Origin of the sequence: Flavobacterium sp. WC2430 (genome assembly GCF_040822075.1) — a bacterium.
In the GTDB taxonomy this organism is placed as follows: domain Bacteria; phylum Bacteroidota; class Bacteroidia; order Flavobacteriales; family Flavobacteriaceae; genus Flavobacterium.
In genome coordinates this window covers 2,481,781-2,501,338 of the sequence record NZ_CP162007.1, presented here as the reverse complement: position 1 = coordinate 2,501,338, position 19,558 = coordinate 2,481,781, and the positions used below count along the sequence as shown (strand labels likewise).

Genomic DNA, 19,558 nt, shown 5'->3' with positions numbered 1-19,558 from the left:
ATTAAATAAACCACATGAAAAACACCACAATTTCACAAATCGTAAAAACTTCGCTGCTATCAGCGTTAGTTGTTTCTGGGATTTCTTGGACAAAAAAACCAGAAATAAATGACCCGAAAAATAGTCCAATCATTACTATAAATGGTTTTACTTTTTCAGATTTAAATAAAAACGGAAAGTTAGATAAATACGAAGACTACCGTCTTTCTACCCAAGACCGAATTCAAGATCTAATCAATCAAATGACCGACGAAGAAAAAGCGAGTATGCTTATTGGAATCGGAATGCCTGGTTTTGATTGGGAAAAAATGCAATTCACAACAGGGAAAGAAACAGCAAAAGTTCCTGGTTCAGCAGGTGGTACAACTGAAATTTCCAGATTAGGAATTCCATCGGTAATTGTATCTGATGGTCCTGCAGGTGTGCGTATTAAACCAATTAGAGAAGACGATGCGAACACTTATTATGCTACAGCTTTTCCAGTAGGAACAGCATTAGCCTCTACTTGGAATGAAGCACTTATCAATTCAGTTGGTAAAGCAATGGGAAATGAAGTAAAAGAATATGGTATAGATGTACTATTAGGTCCTGGAATGAATATTCACAGAAATCCATTGTGTGGAAGAAACTTTGAATATTATTCAGAGGATCCATTAATCGCTGGAAAAATTGCAGCAGCAATGGTAAATGGTATACAATCTAATGGTGTAGGAACTTCGATAAAACACTTTGCTGCAAATAACCAGGAAAGAAACCGAATGGGTGTTAATGCACATGTTAGCGAAAGAGCTTTACGTGAAATATACCTAAGAGGTTTTGAAATTGCAGTAAAAGAGGCACAACCGTGGACTGTAATGTCTTCATATAACTTTTTGAATGGTACCTATACATCGGCACGTAAAGATTTATTAACCACTGTACTTCGTAATGAATGGGGTTTTAAAGGGTTAGTAATGACTGACTGGTTTGGTGGATACAATGGATTTGGGGCTATAATGAATAAAGATGTTGTTAGTGATGTTACCAAACAACTAACTGCTGGAAATGATTTATTGATGCCAGGTCTACCTGCTCAAAAAAATGCAATTATTGAAAATATAAAAAATGGTAAATTATCTCAAGAAGACATCAACATTAATTTAAGAAGAGTCTTAGAACTAGTAATGAGATCGCCTGCAATGAACAATTACCATTATTCAAATAAACCAAACTTAAAAGAAAATGCACAAGTAACTAGAGATGCTGCTGCAGAAGGGGTAGTTTTATTGAAAAACGAAGGTAATGTATTGCCATTTACTTCAAAATCAGCTCCACTAGCTGTTTTTGGTGTTACTTCTTATGATTTTATTTCTGGTGGAACTGGAAGTGGTGATGTAAATGAAGCCTATTCTATTTCCTTAATTGAAGGTTTAACAAATACTGGTTTTTCTATAGATACCGAATTAGAAGGACTATACAAACCATTTATGGTTGCTCAAAAAGAAATTGAAGCTAAAAGACGTGAAAAAGAAGGTTTATTGGCAACACCAAAAAGACTTCCAGAATTAGAATTAAATGCAGAAATCGTTCAAAATAAAGCTAAAACTTCTGAACTGGCATTAATCACAATTGGTCGAAATGCAGGTGAAGGGGATGATCGTAAAGTTGAAGAAGATTTTAACTTAGCACAAGATGAAATCAATTTAATCAATACCGTTTCGGCAGCTTTTCATGCTCAAGGCAAAAAGGTAGTGGTTGTTTTAAACATCGGTGGTGTAATCGAAACGGCTAGCTGGAAAGACAAAGTGGATGCTATTCTTTTACCTTGGCAACCAGGTCAAGAAGGAGGAAATTCTGTAGCGGATGTTTTTTCTGGAAAAGTAACTCCTTCTGGAAAATTAACAATGACTTTCCCTGTAAAATATGAAGATACACCATCGGCTAAAAACTGGATTGGAACACCTCCAGAAAACCCAACTGATGTAACTTATGAAGAGGGAGTTTATGTTGGATACCGTTATTTCAATACTTTTCATGTAAAACCATCTTACGAGTTTGGTTACGGATTATCATATACTACATTTGATATTTCAAATTTAAAAATGAGCTCAAAAGCATTTACAAACAAAATGGATTTTACAGTAACTGTAAAAAACACAGGTAAAGTAGCAGGTAAAGAAGTAGTACAATTATACCTTTCTGCTCCATCAAAAAGCATTGACAAACCAATTTCAGAGTTAAAAGCTTTTGGTAAAACCAATTTATTACAACCTGGAGAAAGTGAAACAATAACGCTAACATTAAATCCTAAAGATTTAGCTTCATTTATTACAAGCAAAAATGCATGGATTGCTGAAGCAGGTACTTATAAAGTAGCAATTGCAACTTCATCATTGGACACAAAACATACGGCTACATTCACATTAGCAAAAGAAACAATTGTTGAAAAAACAAATTCTTCCTTTGCTACTGACTTAAAATTTACTGATTTAAAACATTAGTATACTAATTTATAATAATTCTTTAAAATGGGTTCGATTTTTCGAGCCCATTTTTTTGTTACTAAAGAATTTGTTTTACTACTTTTACAACCTATAACCTGTCACCTTAAAACGGGACAAAAAGTAACAATTCCATGTCTGTAGCAAAAAAAGATTATAAAAGAATAACTACAAAATCATTAATTGAAATGAAAGCCAATGGAGAAAAAATCTCCATGCTTACTGCCTATGATTATTCTATGGCAAAGATTGTTGATACAGCCGGTATTGATGTTATTCTAGTTGGAGATTCGGCTTCAAACGTAATGGCGGGACATGAAACTACGTTGCCTATTACATTAGACCAAATGATTTATCACGCCTCCTCTGTGGTACGAGCTATCGAAAGAGCATTAGTTGTTGTTGATTTACCTTTTGGAAGTTACCAATCGGATCCCAAAGAAGCCTTGCGTTCTTCTATCAGAATCATGAAAGAAAGCGGTGGACATGCGGTAAAACTAGAAGGAGGAAAAGAAATTAAAGAATCAATTAAAAAAATACTGAATGCTGGAATTCCAGTTATGGGACATTTGGGCTTGACCCCACAATCTATATATAAATTTGGAACTTATACCGTAAGGGCAAAAGAAGAAGATGAAGCTGATAAATTAGTTGAAGATGCTAAATTATTAGAAAGGCTTGGATGTTTCGCTTTAGTTTTAGAAAAAATACCTGCTCATCTAGCTGAAAAAGTGGCTAAAAGTATTTCTATTCCTGTTATCGGAATTGGTGCTGGAGGTGGTGTTGACGGTCAAGTATTAGTTATTCACGACATGTTAGGAATGAATAATGAATTTAGTCCTCGCTTTTTACGTCGTTATATGGATTTATACGACGGAATGACAAAAGCCATTAGTCAATATGTTGCTGATGTAAAATCTAGCGACTTCCCAAATGAAAAAGAACAGTATTAATCTTTTATTAAAGGTGTTTTAACATTCATGGTTGTATATTTACCCTAAATAAATATTACTATGCTTGAACCACCTAATACATTTATTGTAATTCCTTGTTATAATGAGGAAAAAGGAATTACAATTAAAGAATATTCAAGGTTTCTAGATAATTATCATCACGCAAAGATTTGTTTTGTAAATGATGGATCAACTGATAGTACCCTTGCTTTACTAAATATTTTAAAGAAACAATATACGAATCAAGTGTATATTGTTTCTTTATTAAAAAATGCGGGTAAAGCAGCAGCAGTTAGAGAAGGAATCATCTATTGTAATCAAAATTTTGACCACCAGTTTATTGGGTATTTAGATGCTGATCTTGCTACAACACTAGAGGAATTCATGGAAATCCAAAAATACATAAAGGATGAAATTGTATTTTGTTTTGGTTCCCGAATTAGAAAAATAGGGTCCACAATCGAGCGTCAAAATAGTCGCTTTTTGATTGGTCGTGTTATTGCGACTTTTATTTCACATGTATTGGGCATTAAAGTTTACGATACACAATGTGGTTGCAAAGTTTTTACAAGAGAAATTTCAATTCGATTGTTTAAAAAAGAATTTATTTCAAAATGGCTGTTTGATGTTGAACTCTTCTTTAGAATGATTATCCTTTTTGGTAAAGAAAGAGCAATTCAAAAAATGTATGAAGTTCCGCTAAAATCTTGGATTGAAAAAGGAAATTCTAAAGTCAAACCAAGCTATTTCTTTAAACTTTGGATTGATTTATACCAAATCAGAAAAAAATATAAAAATAATACAACCTATTAATCTAAATATAAAATTCTTAAAATATGATTGCAGAGAAATTTAAAACTAACTCTTATGTTCTGTATATCTCCGTTATTTTAATCGCTCTATTTAGATTACTGTTGACTGCAACAATTCCTTTACTAGACAAAACGGAAGCCAGATATGCCGAAATTGCAAGAATTATGCAAGAAACCAATCAATGGGTTGTCCCTCAAATTGATTACGGTATTCCTTTTTGGGCAAAACCCCCATTATCAACTTGGTTGTCTGCTTTTAGTTATGTTATTTTTGGCGTAAATGAGTTTGCTTCAAGATTTCCATCTTTTTTACTTAGCATATTATTAGTGATTATAGCAGGTAAAATGGTTAAAAAAAGCGGAGCTTCGTTCTATTTACCCGGTTTTATTTTATTAACGATGCCTGAGTTTTTAATACACACAGGCGTAGTTTCAACTGATACTGCTTTAGAATTTTGTGTAGCTATCATGATGATTTCTTTTTGGAAAACCATGAAAAGTGATAAAAAAACCTATTGGAATTATCTGTTTTTTGTTGCTTTAGGATTGGGACTATTGGCCAAAGGACCACTTATTATGGTGCTTACTTTTCCCCCATTATTTATATGGTGTTGCTTGGATACAAGAAGATTTCGCAAATTGTTTTCTAAGTTTTCAGTTATTATTGGGATTCTAATTACAGCCCTAATTGGACTACCTTGGTATTACTTTGCTGAACAACAATCACCTGGTTTTCTGGATTACTTTATAATTGGAGAACACTTCAAGCGCTTTATTGAACCTGGTTGGCAAGGAGATTTATATGGCAGTGGTCACTCACAACCAAAAGGAATGATTTGGCTTTTTATGCTTGGTTTTGGATTTCCATGGGTGCAAATTGTTTTTTATAAAATATGGAAAAACAGAAAATCAATATGGAAAAACGACTGGATTTCCTTCTTGGTTTTATGGTTATTCTGGACCCCTATTTTCTTTACTTTATCTAAGAATATACTCCATACGTACATGCTTCCTGTAACACTTCCTATCATGTTTTTGATGGTGTATTGGTGGGATGACTTTGAAAGTAAAAAGAAACTCATCCGAGTTGCTTTAATTTTTCCAATAATTGCAGTTATAGCGTATACCGTTCTTGCAACTGGAATTTTTGATGACAAAATGAATACTGATAAGTACATCTTGGAACATCTTATGGAGAAAAACGAGAACAAAGATATACCACTATATTATTGGAAAGAGAAAAATTATTCTGGTCAATTTTATACCAATGGAAAAGCACAATTAATAAAAAATGCTACCCAATTTGATTCTGTTTTTAAATTACATAAAAAAATATTTTTAGTAACTCTTAAGAAAACTGAAAATGAAATTCCAGAAAAATATAGGAAACAAATGGTTTTAACCGAAAGCAATTATAAAACAGCTATTTTTGTAACAAAATAAGAGACTAAAATTTAGTAATGAAAGAGCTATCCAATAAAAATAACCTTCAAGTACTTCATGAAGACAACCATATCATAGTGGTAAACAAACGTGTAGGAGATCTCGTGCAAGGTGATAAAACGGGAGACAAGCCACTTAACGAAGTGGTAAAAGAATACATTAAAAACAAATACAATAAACCTGGTGAAGTATTTCTGGGTGTTGTACATCGTCTTGACAGGCCCACAACCGGAATAGTTGTATTTGCACGAACAAGCAAGGCACTGACACGATTGAATGAATTATTTAAAAATAGAGAAACTCAAAAAACATATTGGGCGATTGTAAAAAATAAACCTCTAAAAAAAGAAGATAAATTAATTCATTTTATCAAAAGAAATGAAAAAAACAATACTTCGAAAGCACATATAAAAGAGGTTCCTGATAGTAAAATAGCCAGTTTAGATTACACTGTTTTCAAAGAATTAACCAATTATTTTGCTTTGGAAATTAATTTACATACTGGAAGACATCATCAAATTCGAGCACAATTGGCATCCATTGGTTCACCAATAAAAGGAGATTTGAAATATGGATTTGATCGTTCTAATCCGGATGGTGGTATTCATTTACATGCTCGAAAATTAGTTTTTATTCACCCAGTCTCTAAAGAAGAAATCAAGATAATAGCACCAGTTCCAAATGAAGTTATTTGGAATGCGCTATAATTTTAATTTGATAAAAATTAGAATTAAAAATTTAAATTATCTTGCATAGCCATTAAAATATTTAATTTTAAGATGAATTATAAAACAAATATAAAATACCGAAAAGAAGTTTTAAAAAAACTGCTCAATATTATTATAATTCATGAAAATGAAATAATTCAAGCTTTATATGATGATTTTAAAAAACCTGCTTTTGAAGCGGTTCTGACAGAAACAAATTATGTAATCACAGAATTAAAAGACACCATAAAGAATATAAAAAAATGGGGAAAACCCAAAATGGTGCTTCCTTCGATAGTTAATTTTCCATCCATTGACTATATTTATAAAGAACCATATGGTAAAGTATTGATAATTGCTCCTTGGAATTATCCCTTTCAATTGGCACTATGTCCTTTGGTCTCTGCAATAGCCGCTGGAAATCAAGTAGTTCTTAAACCCTCTGAGTTAACGCCTCACACATCGGCAGTGATAACCAAAATTATAACTAAAACTTTTGAAGTGAATCATGTGGAAGTCATCGAAGGTGGTGCTGAAGTTTCACAAAGTTTACTAACACAGCGCTGGGATTATATATTTTTTACGGGTAGTGTTCCAGTTGGAAAAATAGTAGCCAAAGCAGCCGCCGCAAACCTAACTCCTGTAACACTTGAACTTGGTGGGAAAAATCCTTGTATCATTCATGAAACTGCCAATTTAAAACTGGCAGCTAAAAGAATCGTTTGGGGAAAATTTATAAATGCTGGACAAACTTGTATTGCACCCGATTATTTATTAGTCCATAATGATATAAAAACGGAGTTTGTCGAATTTTTAAAAAAAGAAATTACTTTAGCATATAGTGCAAAACCAGAAGCCTCTCCTGATTTTGCTCGAATTATTAATTCAAAAAATTGGAATCGATTAGTACAGATGATTGAACCAGAGAAAGTGATTTTCGGAGGGCAAACGAATGAACCTACACAGTACATCGCTCCTACCTTAATCGAGGAAACAGAGCTGGATACTCCTATCATGAAAGAGGAGATTTTTGGTCCGTTATTACCTATTCTTTCTTATAAAAGTGATGCCGACTTGCATACCATCATTTCTAGATATGAAAAGCCATTATCGCTATATGTATTTACCAAAAACAACGCATTTGCTGAAAAAATAATACAGGATTATTCCTTTGGTGGCGGATGTATAAACGATACGGTCATCCATTTTTCTAATAAAAGACTCCCTTTTGGAGGCGTAGGTCATAGCGGTATTGGAGCGTATCATGGGAAACTAAGTTTTGATACTTTTTCTCATAAAAAAGCAATTGTCAAAAAAGCCTATTGGTTAGATTTACCAATGCGTTACGCCCCTTATAAAGATAAGTTAACTACAATCAAGAAATTATTAAAATGGGTCTAAATACGGAAAAAACAGTTAGCGAAGCAATACAGTACAGACGCTCAGTTAGAGTATTTAAAAATGAAATCATTGAAGATAATAAAGTAAAAGAATGCATCCGTCTTGCATCACTAGCTCCTACAAGTAGTAACATGCAACTGTGGGAATTCTACCATATCACTTCTCCTAAAATTTTAGAACAACTTACTGAAGCCTGTTTAGGACAGAATGCTGCAAAAACTGCTCAGCAGATGGTTGTTGTAGTTGCTCGAAAAGATTTGTGGAAAAAGAGAGTACAATCTAATGTAGATTACTTAAAATCTCAATACGGAGAGAAACCAGAAGCTGATTATACTAAAAGAGAAAAATTCGCCCTAAACTATTATCAAAAAATAGTGCCCACACTTTATTTTGATTTTATTGGAATAGCAGGTGCATTCAAATTTTTGATCTTCCAACTCATAGGCTTATTCAAACCTACCTATAGACAAACGCGAATAAGTGATATGCGAATTGTAGCTCAAAAAAGTGCTGCATTAGCAGCACAAAACTTCATGATTAGTATGGCTGCCATCAATTATGATACTTGTCCTATGGAAGGCTTTGATTCCTTGCGCGTAAAAAAAATAATAAACCTTTCACCATCAGCTGAAATTAATATGATTATTGGTTGCGGAATTCGCGAAGAAACCGGTGTATATGGAGATCGATTCAGAATACCATTTGAAGAGGTTTATTTTAAACTATAAATCCAAATTTTAAAAATTACCAAAAACAAAAATCAGCATGTTTTCAAAAAAAAATAGAATTGAAGAAATAAAAAAAAACGGGTATACATTAAGTTTTGAAAGCGTATTTAATTTGGCTTTCAAAAACTATAAGAAAATTGTCTTATATGCCGGTCTTATGTTCTTTGTGTTTGCTGTTATAATGGCTGTATTTGTTTCTGCAATACTAATTTATAAATTCGGTGCTAATCAACTTACTGAAATTTTAAAACCTGAAAATTTAAACCCAGATCATCTAACTGGAAATTCAAGAATACTATTCTTAGTAGGAAGTATCGTTTTTTCTGTTTTATTAAGTCCTTTTATGGCAGGTTTTATTAAAATGGCTTATTGTGCAGAAAGAGATGAAGAATTCCATGTTTCAACTATTTTTGAATACTACAATAGTTCTTATTTTAAAGAACTCGTTATTGCAACTTTGTTAATTTCGATTGTCAATACTGGATTACCCGTGTTGTTAGATCAACCTGAACTTGAGATAGTCATGAATTTAGTTTCTTATGCCATACTATTTTTGACATTTCTTACAATTCCACTTATTCTTTTTAGCGATTTAAAAGCCATAGATGCAATAAAAACAAGTGTCATTATTTTTTTCAAAAAACCTTTTCTCCTTTTAGGATTAATTTTAGTTGGCTATATAGTATCAGTAATTGGCTTTTTAGTATTTTACATTGGAATCTTTTTTACTCTTCCTTTCTTATATTCTATGTACTATGCCATATATAGTGAAATCATAGGTTTTGAAACAGAAGAAAAAACAGAATCCAATCCATTTTAAATTCAATATAATAATAAAAACAACTTTTAGATTTTTTAAAATGATATCCTTTATATTGCAAAATATTCATTAAATTGTTGAATATTTAACACGTAAAGAATTAAAAAAATAAAATGATCTTGTTCCTAAACTTTTTATTTTCAACTATCGTAAATATAATTAGCTCAATTGAGATTAATCTATTTGCAATGGAAATAATCCCCCCCTATCATTATATAAACAACACGCCAAATTTAAAATGGGTTTTACTACCTATTTTAATTATTTGTTATTGCATGTTGTTTTTTAATTTTTTTAAAATTAAATCTAGATTAACTAATACATTCATAAAAGTAAATAATGAAGAATATATAAGAAATAAGGAATATCAAACCTATTTGTTATTTTTTGGGATCATAAGCCCTATAACCGAAATCAACCTTTATTTCTTTTCAGAAAGACCAAAAAGCTTGTTATATCAAAACTTAATGATTGGTGTTTTCCTATTATTAATCTACTTTATCAGCACTAAAAAGGCAATAGTTTTTCAATATATAAAACACATTTTTATTACAATTTATATTGCCTATTTTATTTTAATTTGTAGAAGTATTATTCTATTCCCCTTAGAATTAGTTCCTATAATCACTTTTATTATTAGTTTTTTCTTTTCATTTACAATACTCAAGCCTATCAAGATTTTTTGGTATTTTATGTCTTTTGCCTTTTTTTATATTGCAGCTACAAGTGCTTTTAATCTTATCCCAGATAAAACTGCTATAATATTATTAAATTTTTCCATTTTAGTGTTTATAATAAATTATATAAGTTTTATAACATCATTAAATATCAAAGATAAGTTTCGGTTTTCAAATGAGATTGTAAACAACGGAAACTCGCTTATTATGGCTACTAATAAGAAAGGGGAAGTGCAATTTTGTAGTGAAACGATAAAGTCAATTTTAGGTTATACTTCAGAGGAAGTTATGGGCTTAGGATTTTGGAAAGTAACGGAAGACCCCGAGTTTATTGGGGAAGAATTTCATAATAACGAAATCATTGAAAGAACGTTTACAAGGAAATTAAAATGTAAAAATGGAAACTATAAATACATTCAATGGAATGACAAACGATTTTCGGATGATTTAATTATTGGAATAGGTCAAGATGTAACTAATGAAATTAAAACTCAAAAAAGATATGAAAATCTTGTAGAGTCTGCTTATGATATTATTTATGAATTAAACAGGAAAGGAGATTACCTTTTTATAAATAAAAGTACAGAAAAGATTACTGGTTTTAGTTTGAAAGAACTGTTTAACTCAAAATTTAATTCTTTAATCAGAGAAGATTATATCCAAAAAGTATTAGATTTCTATTCGGCTGCGACACCCGAAATGACTAATTTTCCCATATTAGAATTTCCTATTGTCAGGAAAAATGGCGAAGAAATCTGGGTTTCACAAAAAGTATCAATTATTAGAGACCAATACAATAATATTAAAGGATATTCTGTAATTGCAAGAGATGTAACATATTATAAAAACATCGAAAAAGAAAAAACAGAAAGACAATTAAAAATTCAAAAATACAGCAACGCTTTAAAAGCATTTACAGAAAAAAGTTACTCCAGCAATGAAAGTTTAGAATCAAAATTAAAAACGATTTTAAAAATAACAGCAGAAAAAATTGGGGTTAACAGAGCTAGTTACTGGAATTATTATCCAGATAAAATAGATTGCCTTGTATTATATCAGTTAAATAAAAATGAATTTACATCAGGAAAAGAAATAACAAAAAAACAATATCCAAACTATTTTACAATAATTGAAAATGAATTACAAGTAGTTATTTCCGATGTTTCTAAAAACAATACTACATATGAATTAGAAAATGATTATACCAATACTAATAATATTTACTCCATACTCGATACTCCCGTTTTTATCGATGGTGATTTAAAAGGAATCATTAGTTTTGAAGCGAGTGAAGAAATAAAACATTGGGATAATGAAGATATTAACTTTGCAAGATCGGTTTCGGATATTATAGCTATAGCCTATGAATCAAAAATGAGATTCGAAATTGAAAAAAAACTAACATATAAAAGTGAACTTTTAGCAGCAATGACGTTGTGTACTGAGAAGTTTTTAAACAGTAAAAACATAAATGATATTTTTGCTGATGTACTTATTATAATGGGGAAAGCGACAAAATCACATCGCGCCTATTATTATGAAAAAAATAATGACACTAATTTAATTAGCCAAAAATACAGATGGATAAAGGGCAACAATACATTAACACAAAACAATCCAAAACTTCAAAATATTCCCTATGACTATTTTGAAGAATTAATAGATCCATTATTAAATAACAAAATTTATGAAGCTGTTGTTTCACAAATTAAAAATGAATCTTTAAAAAATAAATTATTAAATGTTGATGTAATTTCATTAATACTATTCCCCATTTTTATAAAGAATAGATTTCATGGTTTTTTAGGTTTTGATGATACAAACGAAGAAAGAAGTTGGTCCGAAGATGAAGTAAATATCCTTCAAACTTTGGCTAGAAATATAGCATCATCAATTGACCGAATCGAAACCGAAACGGCAATTTATGAAAGCGAAGAAAAATTTAGACTTTTAGCTAACAATATACCTGGAACAGTGTACTTATCAGAGAATGATAATAAGTTTACCAAAATTTATCTTAATGATGAAATAGAAAAACTTACTGGCTTTAAAAAATCTGATTTCTTAGATAAGAAAATTTTTTATACTGATTTGATACATCCTGAAGATGTAAAAAAAGTGTTAGATGAATCTTCGTATAAATTATCTAAATCTGAACCGTTTCATTTTACCTATCGAATTATTAAAAAAAATAATGAAATTGTTTGGGTAGAAGAATTTGGTGATGCCGTTATAAAAAATGGAAAAATAACTTATATCGAAGGCATCATGCTTGATATTACAAAAAGAAAAGAGGCTGAGGAAGCGATAAAAGGTCGTGAATACGCAGAAGCAGCAAACAGAGCCAAATCGGAATTTTTAGCTAATATGAGTCATGAAATTAGAACCCCTTTAAATGGTATCATTGGTTTTACGGATCTATTAATGAAAACCGAGCTAGGCGAAGTGCAAAAAAAACATATGATTACGGTAAATCAATCTGCACATTCCTTATTGGGTATCGTAAATGATATTCTTGACTTTTCAAAAATTGAAGCTGGAAAATTAGACTTGCACATAGAAAAACATGATATTAAGGAAATTATGAGTCAAATTATTGATTTAATTCTATATGAATCAAATCAAAAAAAATTAAATCTAGAACTTAACATAGCACCAGATATTCCTAATTATTTCTGGATTGATATTGTTCGATTAAAACAAATTTTGATTAACCTTTTGGCTAATGCTGTAAAATTCACTGAAAAAGGAACTATAAAACTAGATATTTCGATAATTAAAAAAATTAGTGACTCAAAAACCAAAATACGCTTTTCAGTTGTCGATTCTGGAATTGGAATTTTGGAAAAAAATAAGAAAAAAATATTCAAAGCTTTTTCTCAAGAGGATGGTTCTACAACCAAAAAATTTGGAGGAACAGGTTTAGGTCTTACTATTTCAAATAAACTACTTGGACTAATGAAAAGTCGTTTAAATCTTGAAAGCGAGATCGGGCTTGGTAGTGTTTTTTATTTTGATCTGGATTTAAAAACTAGTAATGATTATATTGAAGACCTATTTTCAAAAACAGTTGAAGAGGATTTTACAAATATGGAGCATATTTTTAAAACAAATGATAAATTAAGAAACCTTAAAGTCATGCTTGTTGAAGATAATAAAATCAATATGCTACTACTTAAAACAATTATTAAAAATGTTCTTTTTGAACCAGAATTTTTTGAAATTGTTAATGGATCCGAAGCAATAAAACAATTTGAAAATATTAATCCAGATATTGTATTCATGGATATCCAAATGCCTATAATGAACGGATATCAAGCTACAAAAGAAATTAGAAAGTTTGAATTAGGAAAAACAATTCCTATAATTGCAATTACTGCTGGCACAGAAATTGAAATAAAAGAAAAGTGTCTTTCAGCAGGAATGAATGATTATATATCGAAACCAATAATTAAACGAATTATAGAAGAAACAATTATTAAGTGGATCTTGTAATAGTAATTAAATTTGTATTTGAAATAACTAATAATAATAATATATGAAATGGCAAGGTAGACGAAAAAGTGATAATGTTGAAGACAGAAGAGGCATGTCCTCCGGTGGCAAAACCATTGTAGGTGGCGGAATAATAGGAATTATTATTTTACTTTTAAATGTTTTTGGTGGTGAAAATGCTCAAATGCTTACGCCAATACTAGAACAAATGAATCAAGGTCAAAGTACTCCAACCGAACAAAGAGATCTAACAGCAAAAGAGCTTGAAGAACAAGATTTTGTAAAAACACTATTAGCAGATAATGAAGATGTTTGGACAAAAATATTCAATGAAAATAATCTCAATTATAAAAAGCCAAATATTGTTTTGTTTAGCGGAGCTGTAGAAACTGCGTGTGGAAATGCAACTTCTGATTCCGGCCCATTTTATTGCCCTGGAGATCAAAAAGTCTATATGGACTTAACGTTCTTTGAAGAACTAAAAACTCGTTTTGGTGCGCAAGGAGGTGATTTTGCCACTGCTTATGTTATTGCCCACGAAATTGGGCATCATGTTCAAACCTTATTAGGCACATCAGCAAAAATGCGCGAAATGCAACAAGGTAAAAGTAAAGCAGAAGCTAATAAATTATCAGTAGCCCTAGAGTTACAAGCTGATTTTTATGCTGGTGTTTGGACACATTACAACCAAAAAATGAATAACATTCTTGAAGAAGGAGATCTTGATGAAGCATTAAGTGCTGCACATGCAGTTGGTGATGATGCTATACAATCAAAAATGCAAGGACATATTGTTCCTGAATCATTTACTCACGGTACATCCGAACAAAGGAAATACTGGTTCATGAAAGGATATAAAACGGGAGATATCAAGCAAGGAAATACTTTTGCTGAATTAAAATAAAAAAATTAAAAACAGTATTTAAAATCGGGCTAATTGCCCGATTTTTTTTGTCCCTAACATTTATTAAGCCATTATTTTTTTATTCTAAATTCAATTCATCGACACTTTATTGCAACTCATCTTATATCAAATACCTCTTAACTAAAATAAATAATTACACTCCTTTATATCGATAATTTTACTCGAAATAAATGGGTAAACAAAATGAAAAAAACGAAGCAACTAGGTATATGGATGGATCATTCTCTTGCCTATTTAATGGAATTTACTACAAAACCTTTTGAAATTCAAACGATTATACATGAATTTCACTTGGAAGATAAAGCGACATCTAAACTTGAAAAGAAAACATCTATTAAAAACGTTTATGGGTATTACAATAGAATTGCCGAAGCAATAATTAATTATGATAAAATAATCCTTTTTGGGCCCTCAAATACAAAGGTTGACTTTTTTGACATCCTAAGCGAAGATGAACGCTTTGTAAAAATGAAAATAGAAATAAAAGAAACAGATACAATGAATGTTAATCAACAACATGCTTTTATCAATGAATATTTCGTTCCGTAGTACTAAATTTTATAGTCCTACCCATTAAATCCCCTTTTTGACTTCGCATAACCAAAAGTACTAAATCATTGTACTATAATAAGTTGAAGTACAACGAAATGATAAATTCAAACAAAATCAATCATTAAAAAGCAGATCGGACAATTTAGCAGTACCTTCGCGCCAAATTAAAGAAGTACTCAAAATAATAGTGTTTACTTCATAAACACAATTTATGTCATTCAACTCATTAGGCTTATCTGATGCTTTATTAAAAGCCATCAGCAAAAAAGGATATACAACTCCTTCTCCAATACAACAAAAATCAATTCCACCAATCTTAGAAGGCAAAGATGTATTGGCATCTGCACAAACAGGAACAGGAAAAACAGCTGGTTTTACACTACCTATATTACAAATCTTATCACAAGGAAAACATTTAAGTCACAGACCCATTCGTGCTTTGATCTTAACACCAACACGTGAATTAGCGGCGCAAATATTAGCCAATATAAAAGAATACGGTGAATTTTTAGATTTACGCAGTACGGTGATTTTTGGAGGTGTTAATCAAAAACCACAAGTAGCACAATTGCGTCAAGGTATAGATATTTTAGTTGCAACTCCAGGTAGATTGATTGACCTACAAAATCAAGGATTAATCACACTAAACAAAGTAGAAATTTTAGTTTTGGATGAAGCAGATCGCATGTTAGACATGGGGTTTTTAAGAGATATTGAGCGCATCATGAAAGTATTGCCAACAAAAAGGCAAAACCTAATGTTTTCAGCTACATTCTCAAAAGACATTAAAAAATTAGCAATGGGTATCTTAAACCATCCCGTTCAAGTGGAGGCAACACCTGAAAATACGACTGTCGATGCTATTACTCAAAAAGTATATCCAGTTGCAAAAGAGAAAAAAACCGAATTAGTGATCAAACTGATTACCGAAGGAAATTGGAAACAGATTTTGGTATTTACCCGTACCAAACAAGGTGCCAATAAATTAACCGAAAGTATGATTAGTGCTGGAATTCAAGCAGCAGCCATTCACGGTAATAAAGGACAAGGAGCCAGAACCAAAGCTTTGGCAGGCTTTAAAAACGGAAGCTTAACGGCATTAGTAGCTACTGATATTGCGGCTAGAGGATTAGACATCCCATTATTACCTCATGTTGTCAATTTTGAATTACCTAATATTCCCGAAGATTACGTTCACCGCATCGGAAGAACAGGGAGAGCTGGTGCCAATGGAGAAGCGATTTCTTTATTTAGCCCAGATGAAACCATTTTTTTACGTGATATAGAGAAATTGATTGGTATGAAATTACCTAAAGAAAATATTAAAGGGTTTGAGCCAGATCCAAACGCTTCAACCGAACCTATTAAACAAGGGCAAGGGCGACAACAACGCAATTCAACTCCAAGGAAACCAAAAACTGATACTACAAACCGTAGTAGTAATAACAGTTTTGGTCCAAGACGCCCGAGTCAAAATAATGACAGACGTTCTAATAGATAATTAATTTTTATTGTTTTTTAGGAGCAGAACGATTTCGTTTTTATCAACGTTATCTCCCGCTATACACTACAATCCTTGTGAGGGCTAAACGCTAGCCCTCACAGGGATTTTTGTTTCTATCGGGGCTATTTAGGGCATTTTTATTTTCAATAATACCATTTTGTAAATTCATCGGACAAATCTAAAGGCTGGCGCGAGCGTCCCGCTCGTGAACACAATCTAAATCAATTTATATCTATCTATAAAACGGTCTGGTCATCATTACCATAATTTCTTGCCGACGACGATAGCGCGGATTTGCAATCCTTGCCCACTCCAATAATAAATTCCATAACGTTAGTAAATAATGGGATTCCTCATTCTTCGGAATGACAAAAAGTGTGTATTTATCCTTAATGTTTTGTCCTAAAATCTGTTCCTTTTTATACTGAAAACTGTTGTTTCCAAATACTACACTAATTTAAAGCGTAAATTTACAAATTAGCATGCTATTCATAGGTCTTCAAATCTAGATTAAGAATAGAACCTACTCTGCTAAACTCTTCATTAATCTTTGCATTCAAGATAAGTGGTTCATTTGTTATTGGATGATTAAAAATTAACTGATGTGCATGAAGCATCATTCCTTTCAGTTCAAAATTCTCCAACCATAATTTATTTTGTTTGTTACAACCATGAGGGCGACTTCCTAAAATGGGATGAAAAATATGTTTGAAATGTTTTCGTAATTGATGCATCCGTCCCGTTTCAGGAATTGCTTCTACCAAACAATATCGTGACGTAGGTTTATTATTAAATTCTAACTCAATTTCGGTACTTTGCAATCGATGAAAGTAGGTTATTGCATTTTGTACAATGCCATCATCATTGGTTAAATCATAATCAATCGTTAGTTCTTCGGGTGACCAGCCACGTAAAATTGCTAAATATTTTTTTTCTACTTCGCGTGTGGCAAAACGATCATTCATAATTTTTAAAGCATCTTTATCCAACGCAAATAACAAGACACCAGATGTTTTACGATCTAACCGATGAATAGGATAAACGTGTTGACCTCCTATTTGATTTCTCAATTCTTGAATAGCAAAAACTTTTGCATCGCGCGCGTAAAATGATTTGTGGACTAACAATCCACTTGGTTTATTAATTGCTATAATATATTCGTCTTGGTAAAGAATTTCTAACATTTGGCAAAAATAAAAGAGATTTTGATAGAACTCTCTTTTATGACTTATTTATTTCTATACTTTTCTTTTTTCATTTTAGCTCGAAAAACAAAATAGAAGATTACAATTGCTAAAACTGTTATTTAAATTGTATCCCAATGCTCTTTTATAAAGTCACTTCCTCAAAGTTGAAGACTTTGCCTAGCATAGTTTAAATATCTGCAATCAAAAATCGTTAATCAAAAATCTGAAATCTAATTTATCCCAACCAACCATCTCGATCCAAACTTCTATACTGAATGGCTTCGGCAATATGACTAGAAACAACAGTAGGCGCAGCATCAAGGTCAGCAATCGTGCGTGCTACCTTTAAAATGCGATCGTACGCCCGCGCCGAAAGATTCAATCGTTCCATAGCCGTCTTCAAAAGTAATTTGGATGTATCATCAAGAGCACAACATTCTCTAATGTGTTTGGTATTCATTTGCGCATTGTAATGAATATTTTCCATTTGTTCAAAACGTGCCGATTGTAATTCTCGGGCTGCAGTCACTCTTTTTCGAATATCAACACTACTTTCTGCTTTTCGATCATCAGATAATTTTTCAAAAGGAACGGGAGTTACTTCGATATGGATGTCAATTCGATCCAATAAAGGCCCTGATATTTTACTTAAATACCGTTGCATTTCGTGTGGTGAAGACGTTTGTGGTGAATCGGGATCGTTAAAAAAACCACTTGGACTTGGATTCATGCTTGCTACCAGCATAAATGAAGAGGGATAAGTAACGGTAAACTTAGCTCTGGAAATGGTTACTTCCCTATCTTCTAGTGGTTGACGCATCACTTCGAGAACATCACGTTTAAATTCGGGTAACTCATCCAGAAATAAAACCCCATTGTGTGCCATCGAAATCTCTCCTGGTTGGGGATAACTCCCCCCACCAACGAGTGCTACGTTAGATATAGTATGGTGTGGGCTCCTGAAAGGCCGCTGATTCATCAAACCTACTTCTTTCAACTTTCCTGCTACGCTATGGATTTTAGTTGTTTCTAAGGCTTCTCGTAACGTCATTGGTGGTAAAATACTTGGTAAACGTTTGGCAAGCATTGTTTTTCCTGCTCCAGGAGGCCCAATCAAAATAATATTATGTCCTCCAGCCGCCGCTATTTCCATACATCTTTTTATAGACTCCTGCCCTTTTACATCACTAAAATCAAATTCAGGAAAATCTAAATCTTTATAAAATTCGGCTCTCGTATCAATTGTTGTGGGTTCTAGATTGCCTTTCCCTTCTAGAAAATCAATGACTTCCTGTACATTTTCAACTCCATAAACATCCAATCCAGCTACTATTGCTGCCTCTTTTACATTTTGTTTTGGCAGAAAAAACCCTTTAAATCCTTCTTCTTTCGCCTTTATAGCAATTGGCAACGCTCCGCGAATGGGCTGTAAACTCCCATCGAGAGAAAGTTCGCCCATAATAATATATTTCTCCAGTTCTTTGGCTTCAATTTGCTGAGAAGCAACCAAGATTCCTATGGTTAAAGTTAAATCATAGGCTGAACCTTCTTTTCGCAAATCAGCAGGTGCCATATTGATTGTGATCTTTTTACCCGGCATATGGTAACCCGTATTTTTAAGAGCAGCTGCAATTCTATAACTACTTTCTTTGATTGCGTTATCAGGCAACCCCACCAAATGATATCCAATTCCCTTGTCAATATTTACTTCTACGGTAATTGTTGTGGCTTCAACACCAAAAACGGCACTTCCAAAAACTTTAACTAGCATGGCGTATATTTTTTTTAAAAATAATGAATTTTAACATACCAAACTATAGATTTATCTTACTAAATAATAACACATTAGCCATATTATTTTACTACTCTAATTT

The 19,558-nt window shown here is 32.0% G+C and carries 14 protein-coding genes; 12 read left to right on the top strand and 2 right to left on the bottom strand.

Features of this window, described 5'->3' with window-relative positions:
* Window positions 1–14 precede the first annotated feature (14 nt).
* The 12 genes from AB3G36_RS10945 to AB3G36_RS10890 all read left to right on the top strand — a co-directional run bounded on the left by AB3G36_RS10945 (window position 15) and on the right by AB3G36_RS10890 (window position 16,494).
* Window positions 15–2,480 (top strand): glycoside hydrolase family 3 N-terminal domain-containing protein, encoded by a 2,466-nt coding sequence (locus AB3G36_RS10945; RefSeq protein ID WP_367752662.1) that lies wholly within the window; start codon window positions 15–17, stop codon window positions 2,478–2,480.
* Between the two features lie 134 nt (window positions 2,481–2,614).
* Window positions 2,615–3,433: a 3-methyl-2-oxobutanoate hydroxymethyltransferase gene (panB, locus tag AB3G36_RS10940; RefSeq protein ID WP_367752660.1), complete on the top strand. Its 819-nt coding sequence runs from the start codon at window positions 2,615–2,617 to the stop codon at window positions 3,431–3,433.
* A 60-nt stretch (window positions 3,434–3,493) separates the two neighbouring features.
* A complete protein-coding gene (locus AB3G36_RS10935) occupies window positions 3,494–4,246 on the top strand; it encodes a glycosyltransferase (RefSeq protein WP_367752658.1) in 753 nt (250 codons plus the stop codon).
* A 23-nt stretch (window positions 4,247–4,269) separates the two neighbouring features.
* Entirely contained in the window at window positions 4,270–5,688 is a 1,419-nt protein-coding gene (locus AB3G36_RS10930) for an ArnT family glycosyltransferase (protein WP_367752656.1), read from the top strand.
* Between the two features lie 17 nt (window positions 5,689–5,705).
* Entirely contained in the window at window positions 5,706–6,395 is a 690-nt protein-coding gene (locus AB3G36_RS10925; protein WP_367752654.1) for an RluA family pseudouridine synthase, read from the top strand.
* A 72-nt stretch (window positions 6,396–6,467) separates the two neighbouring features.
* Window positions 6,468–7,796: an aldehyde dehydrogenase gene (locus tag AB3G36_RS10920; RefSeq protein ID WP_367752653.1), complete on the top strand. Its 1,329-nt coding sequence runs from the start codon at window positions 6,468–6,470 to the stop codon at window positions 7,794–7,796.
* Entirely contained in the window at window positions 7,787–8,524 is a 738-nt protein-coding gene (locus AB3G36_RS10915) for a nitroreductase family protein (RefSeq protein ID WP_367752651.1), read from the top strand. Before AB3G36_RS10920 ends, AB3G36_RS10915 begins: the two co-directional genes overlap by 10 nt.
* A 37-nt stretch (window positions 8,525–8,561) precedes the next feature.
* A complete protein-coding gene (locus tag AB3G36_RS10910) occupies window positions 8,562–9,344 on the top strand; it encodes a hypothetical protein (RefSeq protein ID WP_367752649.1) in 783 nt (260 codons plus the stop codon).
* Between the two features lie 884 nt (window positions 9,345–10,228).
* Window positions 10,229–13,516 carry a PAS domain S-box protein gene (locus tag AB3G36_RS10905; protein ID WP_367752647.1) on the top strand — a complete coding sequence of 1,096 codons (3,288 nt, stop codon included), beginning with the start codon at window positions 10,229–10,231 and terminating at the stop codon, window positions 13,514–13,516.
* A gap of 43 nt (window positions 13,517–13,559) precedes the next feature.
* Window positions 13,560–14,420, top strand: a complete 861-nt coding sequence (locus AB3G36_RS10900; RefSeq protein WP_367752645.1) for a neutral zinc metallopeptidase — start codon at window positions 13,560–13,562, stop codon at window positions 14,418–14,420.
* 204 nt (window positions 14,421–14,624) lie between these two features.
* The gene (locus AB3G36_RS10895) at window positions 14,625–14,990 is read left to right on the top strand and encodes a hypothetical protein (RefSeq protein ID WP_367752643.1); all 366 of its coding nucleotides are present in this window, start codon (window positions 14,625–14,627) and stop codon (window positions 14,988–14,990) included.
* Window positions 14,991–15,204: 214 nt separating this feature from the next.
* Window positions 15,205–16,494 (top strand): DEAD/DEAH box helicase, encoded by a 1,290-nt coding sequence (locus AB3G36_RS10890; RefSeq protein ID WP_367752641.1) that lies wholly within the window; start codon window positions 15,205–15,207, stop codon window positions 16,492–16,494.
* 488 nt (window positions 16,495–16,982) lie between these two features.
* On the opposite strand, the gene AB3G36_RS10885 is transcribed toward AB3G36_RS10890, so the two are convergent.
* Together AB3G36_RS10885 and AB3G36_RS10880 are read right to left on the bottom strand one after the other, a co-directional pair.
* Entirely contained in the window at window positions 16,983–17,681 is a 699-nt protein-coding gene (locus AB3G36_RS10885) for a pseudouridine synthase (protein ID WP_367752639.1), read from the bottom strand.
* Between the two features lie 238 nt (window positions 17,682–17,919).
* A complete protein-coding gene (locus AB3G36_RS10880) occupies window positions 17,920–19,455 on the bottom strand; it encodes a YifB family Mg chelatase-like AAA ATPase (protein WP_367752637.1) in 1,536 nt (511 codons plus the stop codon).
* Window positions 19,456–19,558: the final 103 nt, after the last annotated feature.

Bases quoted from the DNA above. Each gene is read 5' to 3' on its own strand.
- AB3G36_RS10945 (WP_367752662.1), top strand. From the start codon at position 15: ATGAAAAACACCACAATTTCACAAATCGTAAAAACTTCGCTGCTATCA.
- panB (WP_367752660.1), top strand. From the start codon at position 2,615: ATGTCTGTAGCAAAAAAAGATTATAAAAGAATAACTACAAAATCATTA.
- AB3G36_RS10935 (WP_367752658.1), top strand. From the start codon at position 3,494: ATGCTTGAACCACCTAATACATTTATTGTAATTCCTTGTTATAATGAG.
- AB3G36_RS10930 (WP_367752656.1), top strand. From the start codon at position 4,270: ATGATTGCAGAGAAATTTAAAACTAACTCTTATGTTCTGTATATCTCC.
- AB3G36_RS10925 (WP_367752654.1), top strand. From the start codon at position 5,706: ATGAAAGAGCTATCCAATAAAAATAACCTTCAAGTACTTCATGAAGAC.
- AB3G36_RS10920 (WP_367752653.1), top strand. From the start codon at position 6,468: ATGAATTATAAAACAAATATAAAATACCGAAAAGAAGTTTTAAAAAAA.
- AB3G36_RS10915 (WP_367752651.1), top strand. From the start codon at position 7,787: ATGGGTCTAAATACGGAAAAAACAGTTAGCGAAGCAATACAGTACAGA.
- AB3G36_RS10910 (WP_367752649.1), top strand. From the start codon at position 8,562: ATGTTTTCAAAAAAAAATAGAATTGAAGAAATAAAAAAAAACGGGTAT.
- AB3G36_RS10905 (WP_367752647.1), top strand. From the start codon at position 10,229: ATGGCTACTAATAAGAAAGGGGAAGTGCAATTTTGTAGTGAAACGATA.
- AB3G36_RS10900 (WP_367752645.1), top strand. From the start codon at position 13,560: ATGAAATGGCAAGGTAGACGAAAAAGTGATAATGTTGAAGACAGAAGA.
- AB3G36_RS10895 (WP_367752643.1), top strand. From the start codon at position 14,625: ATGAAAAAAACGAAGCAACTAGGTATATGGATGGATCATTCTCTTGCC.
- AB3G36_RS10890 (WP_367752641.1), top strand. From the start codon at position 15,205: ATGTCATTCAACTCATTAGGCTTATCTGATGCTTTATTAAAAGCCATC.
- AB3G36_RS10885 (WP_367752639.1), bottom strand. From the start codon at position 17,681: ATGTTAGAAATTCTTTACCAAGACGAATATATTATAGCAATTAATAAA.
- AB3G36_RS10880 (WP_367752637.1), bottom strand. From the start codon at position 19,455: ATGCTAGTTAAAGTTTTTGGAAGTGCCGTTTTTGGTGTTGAAGCCACA.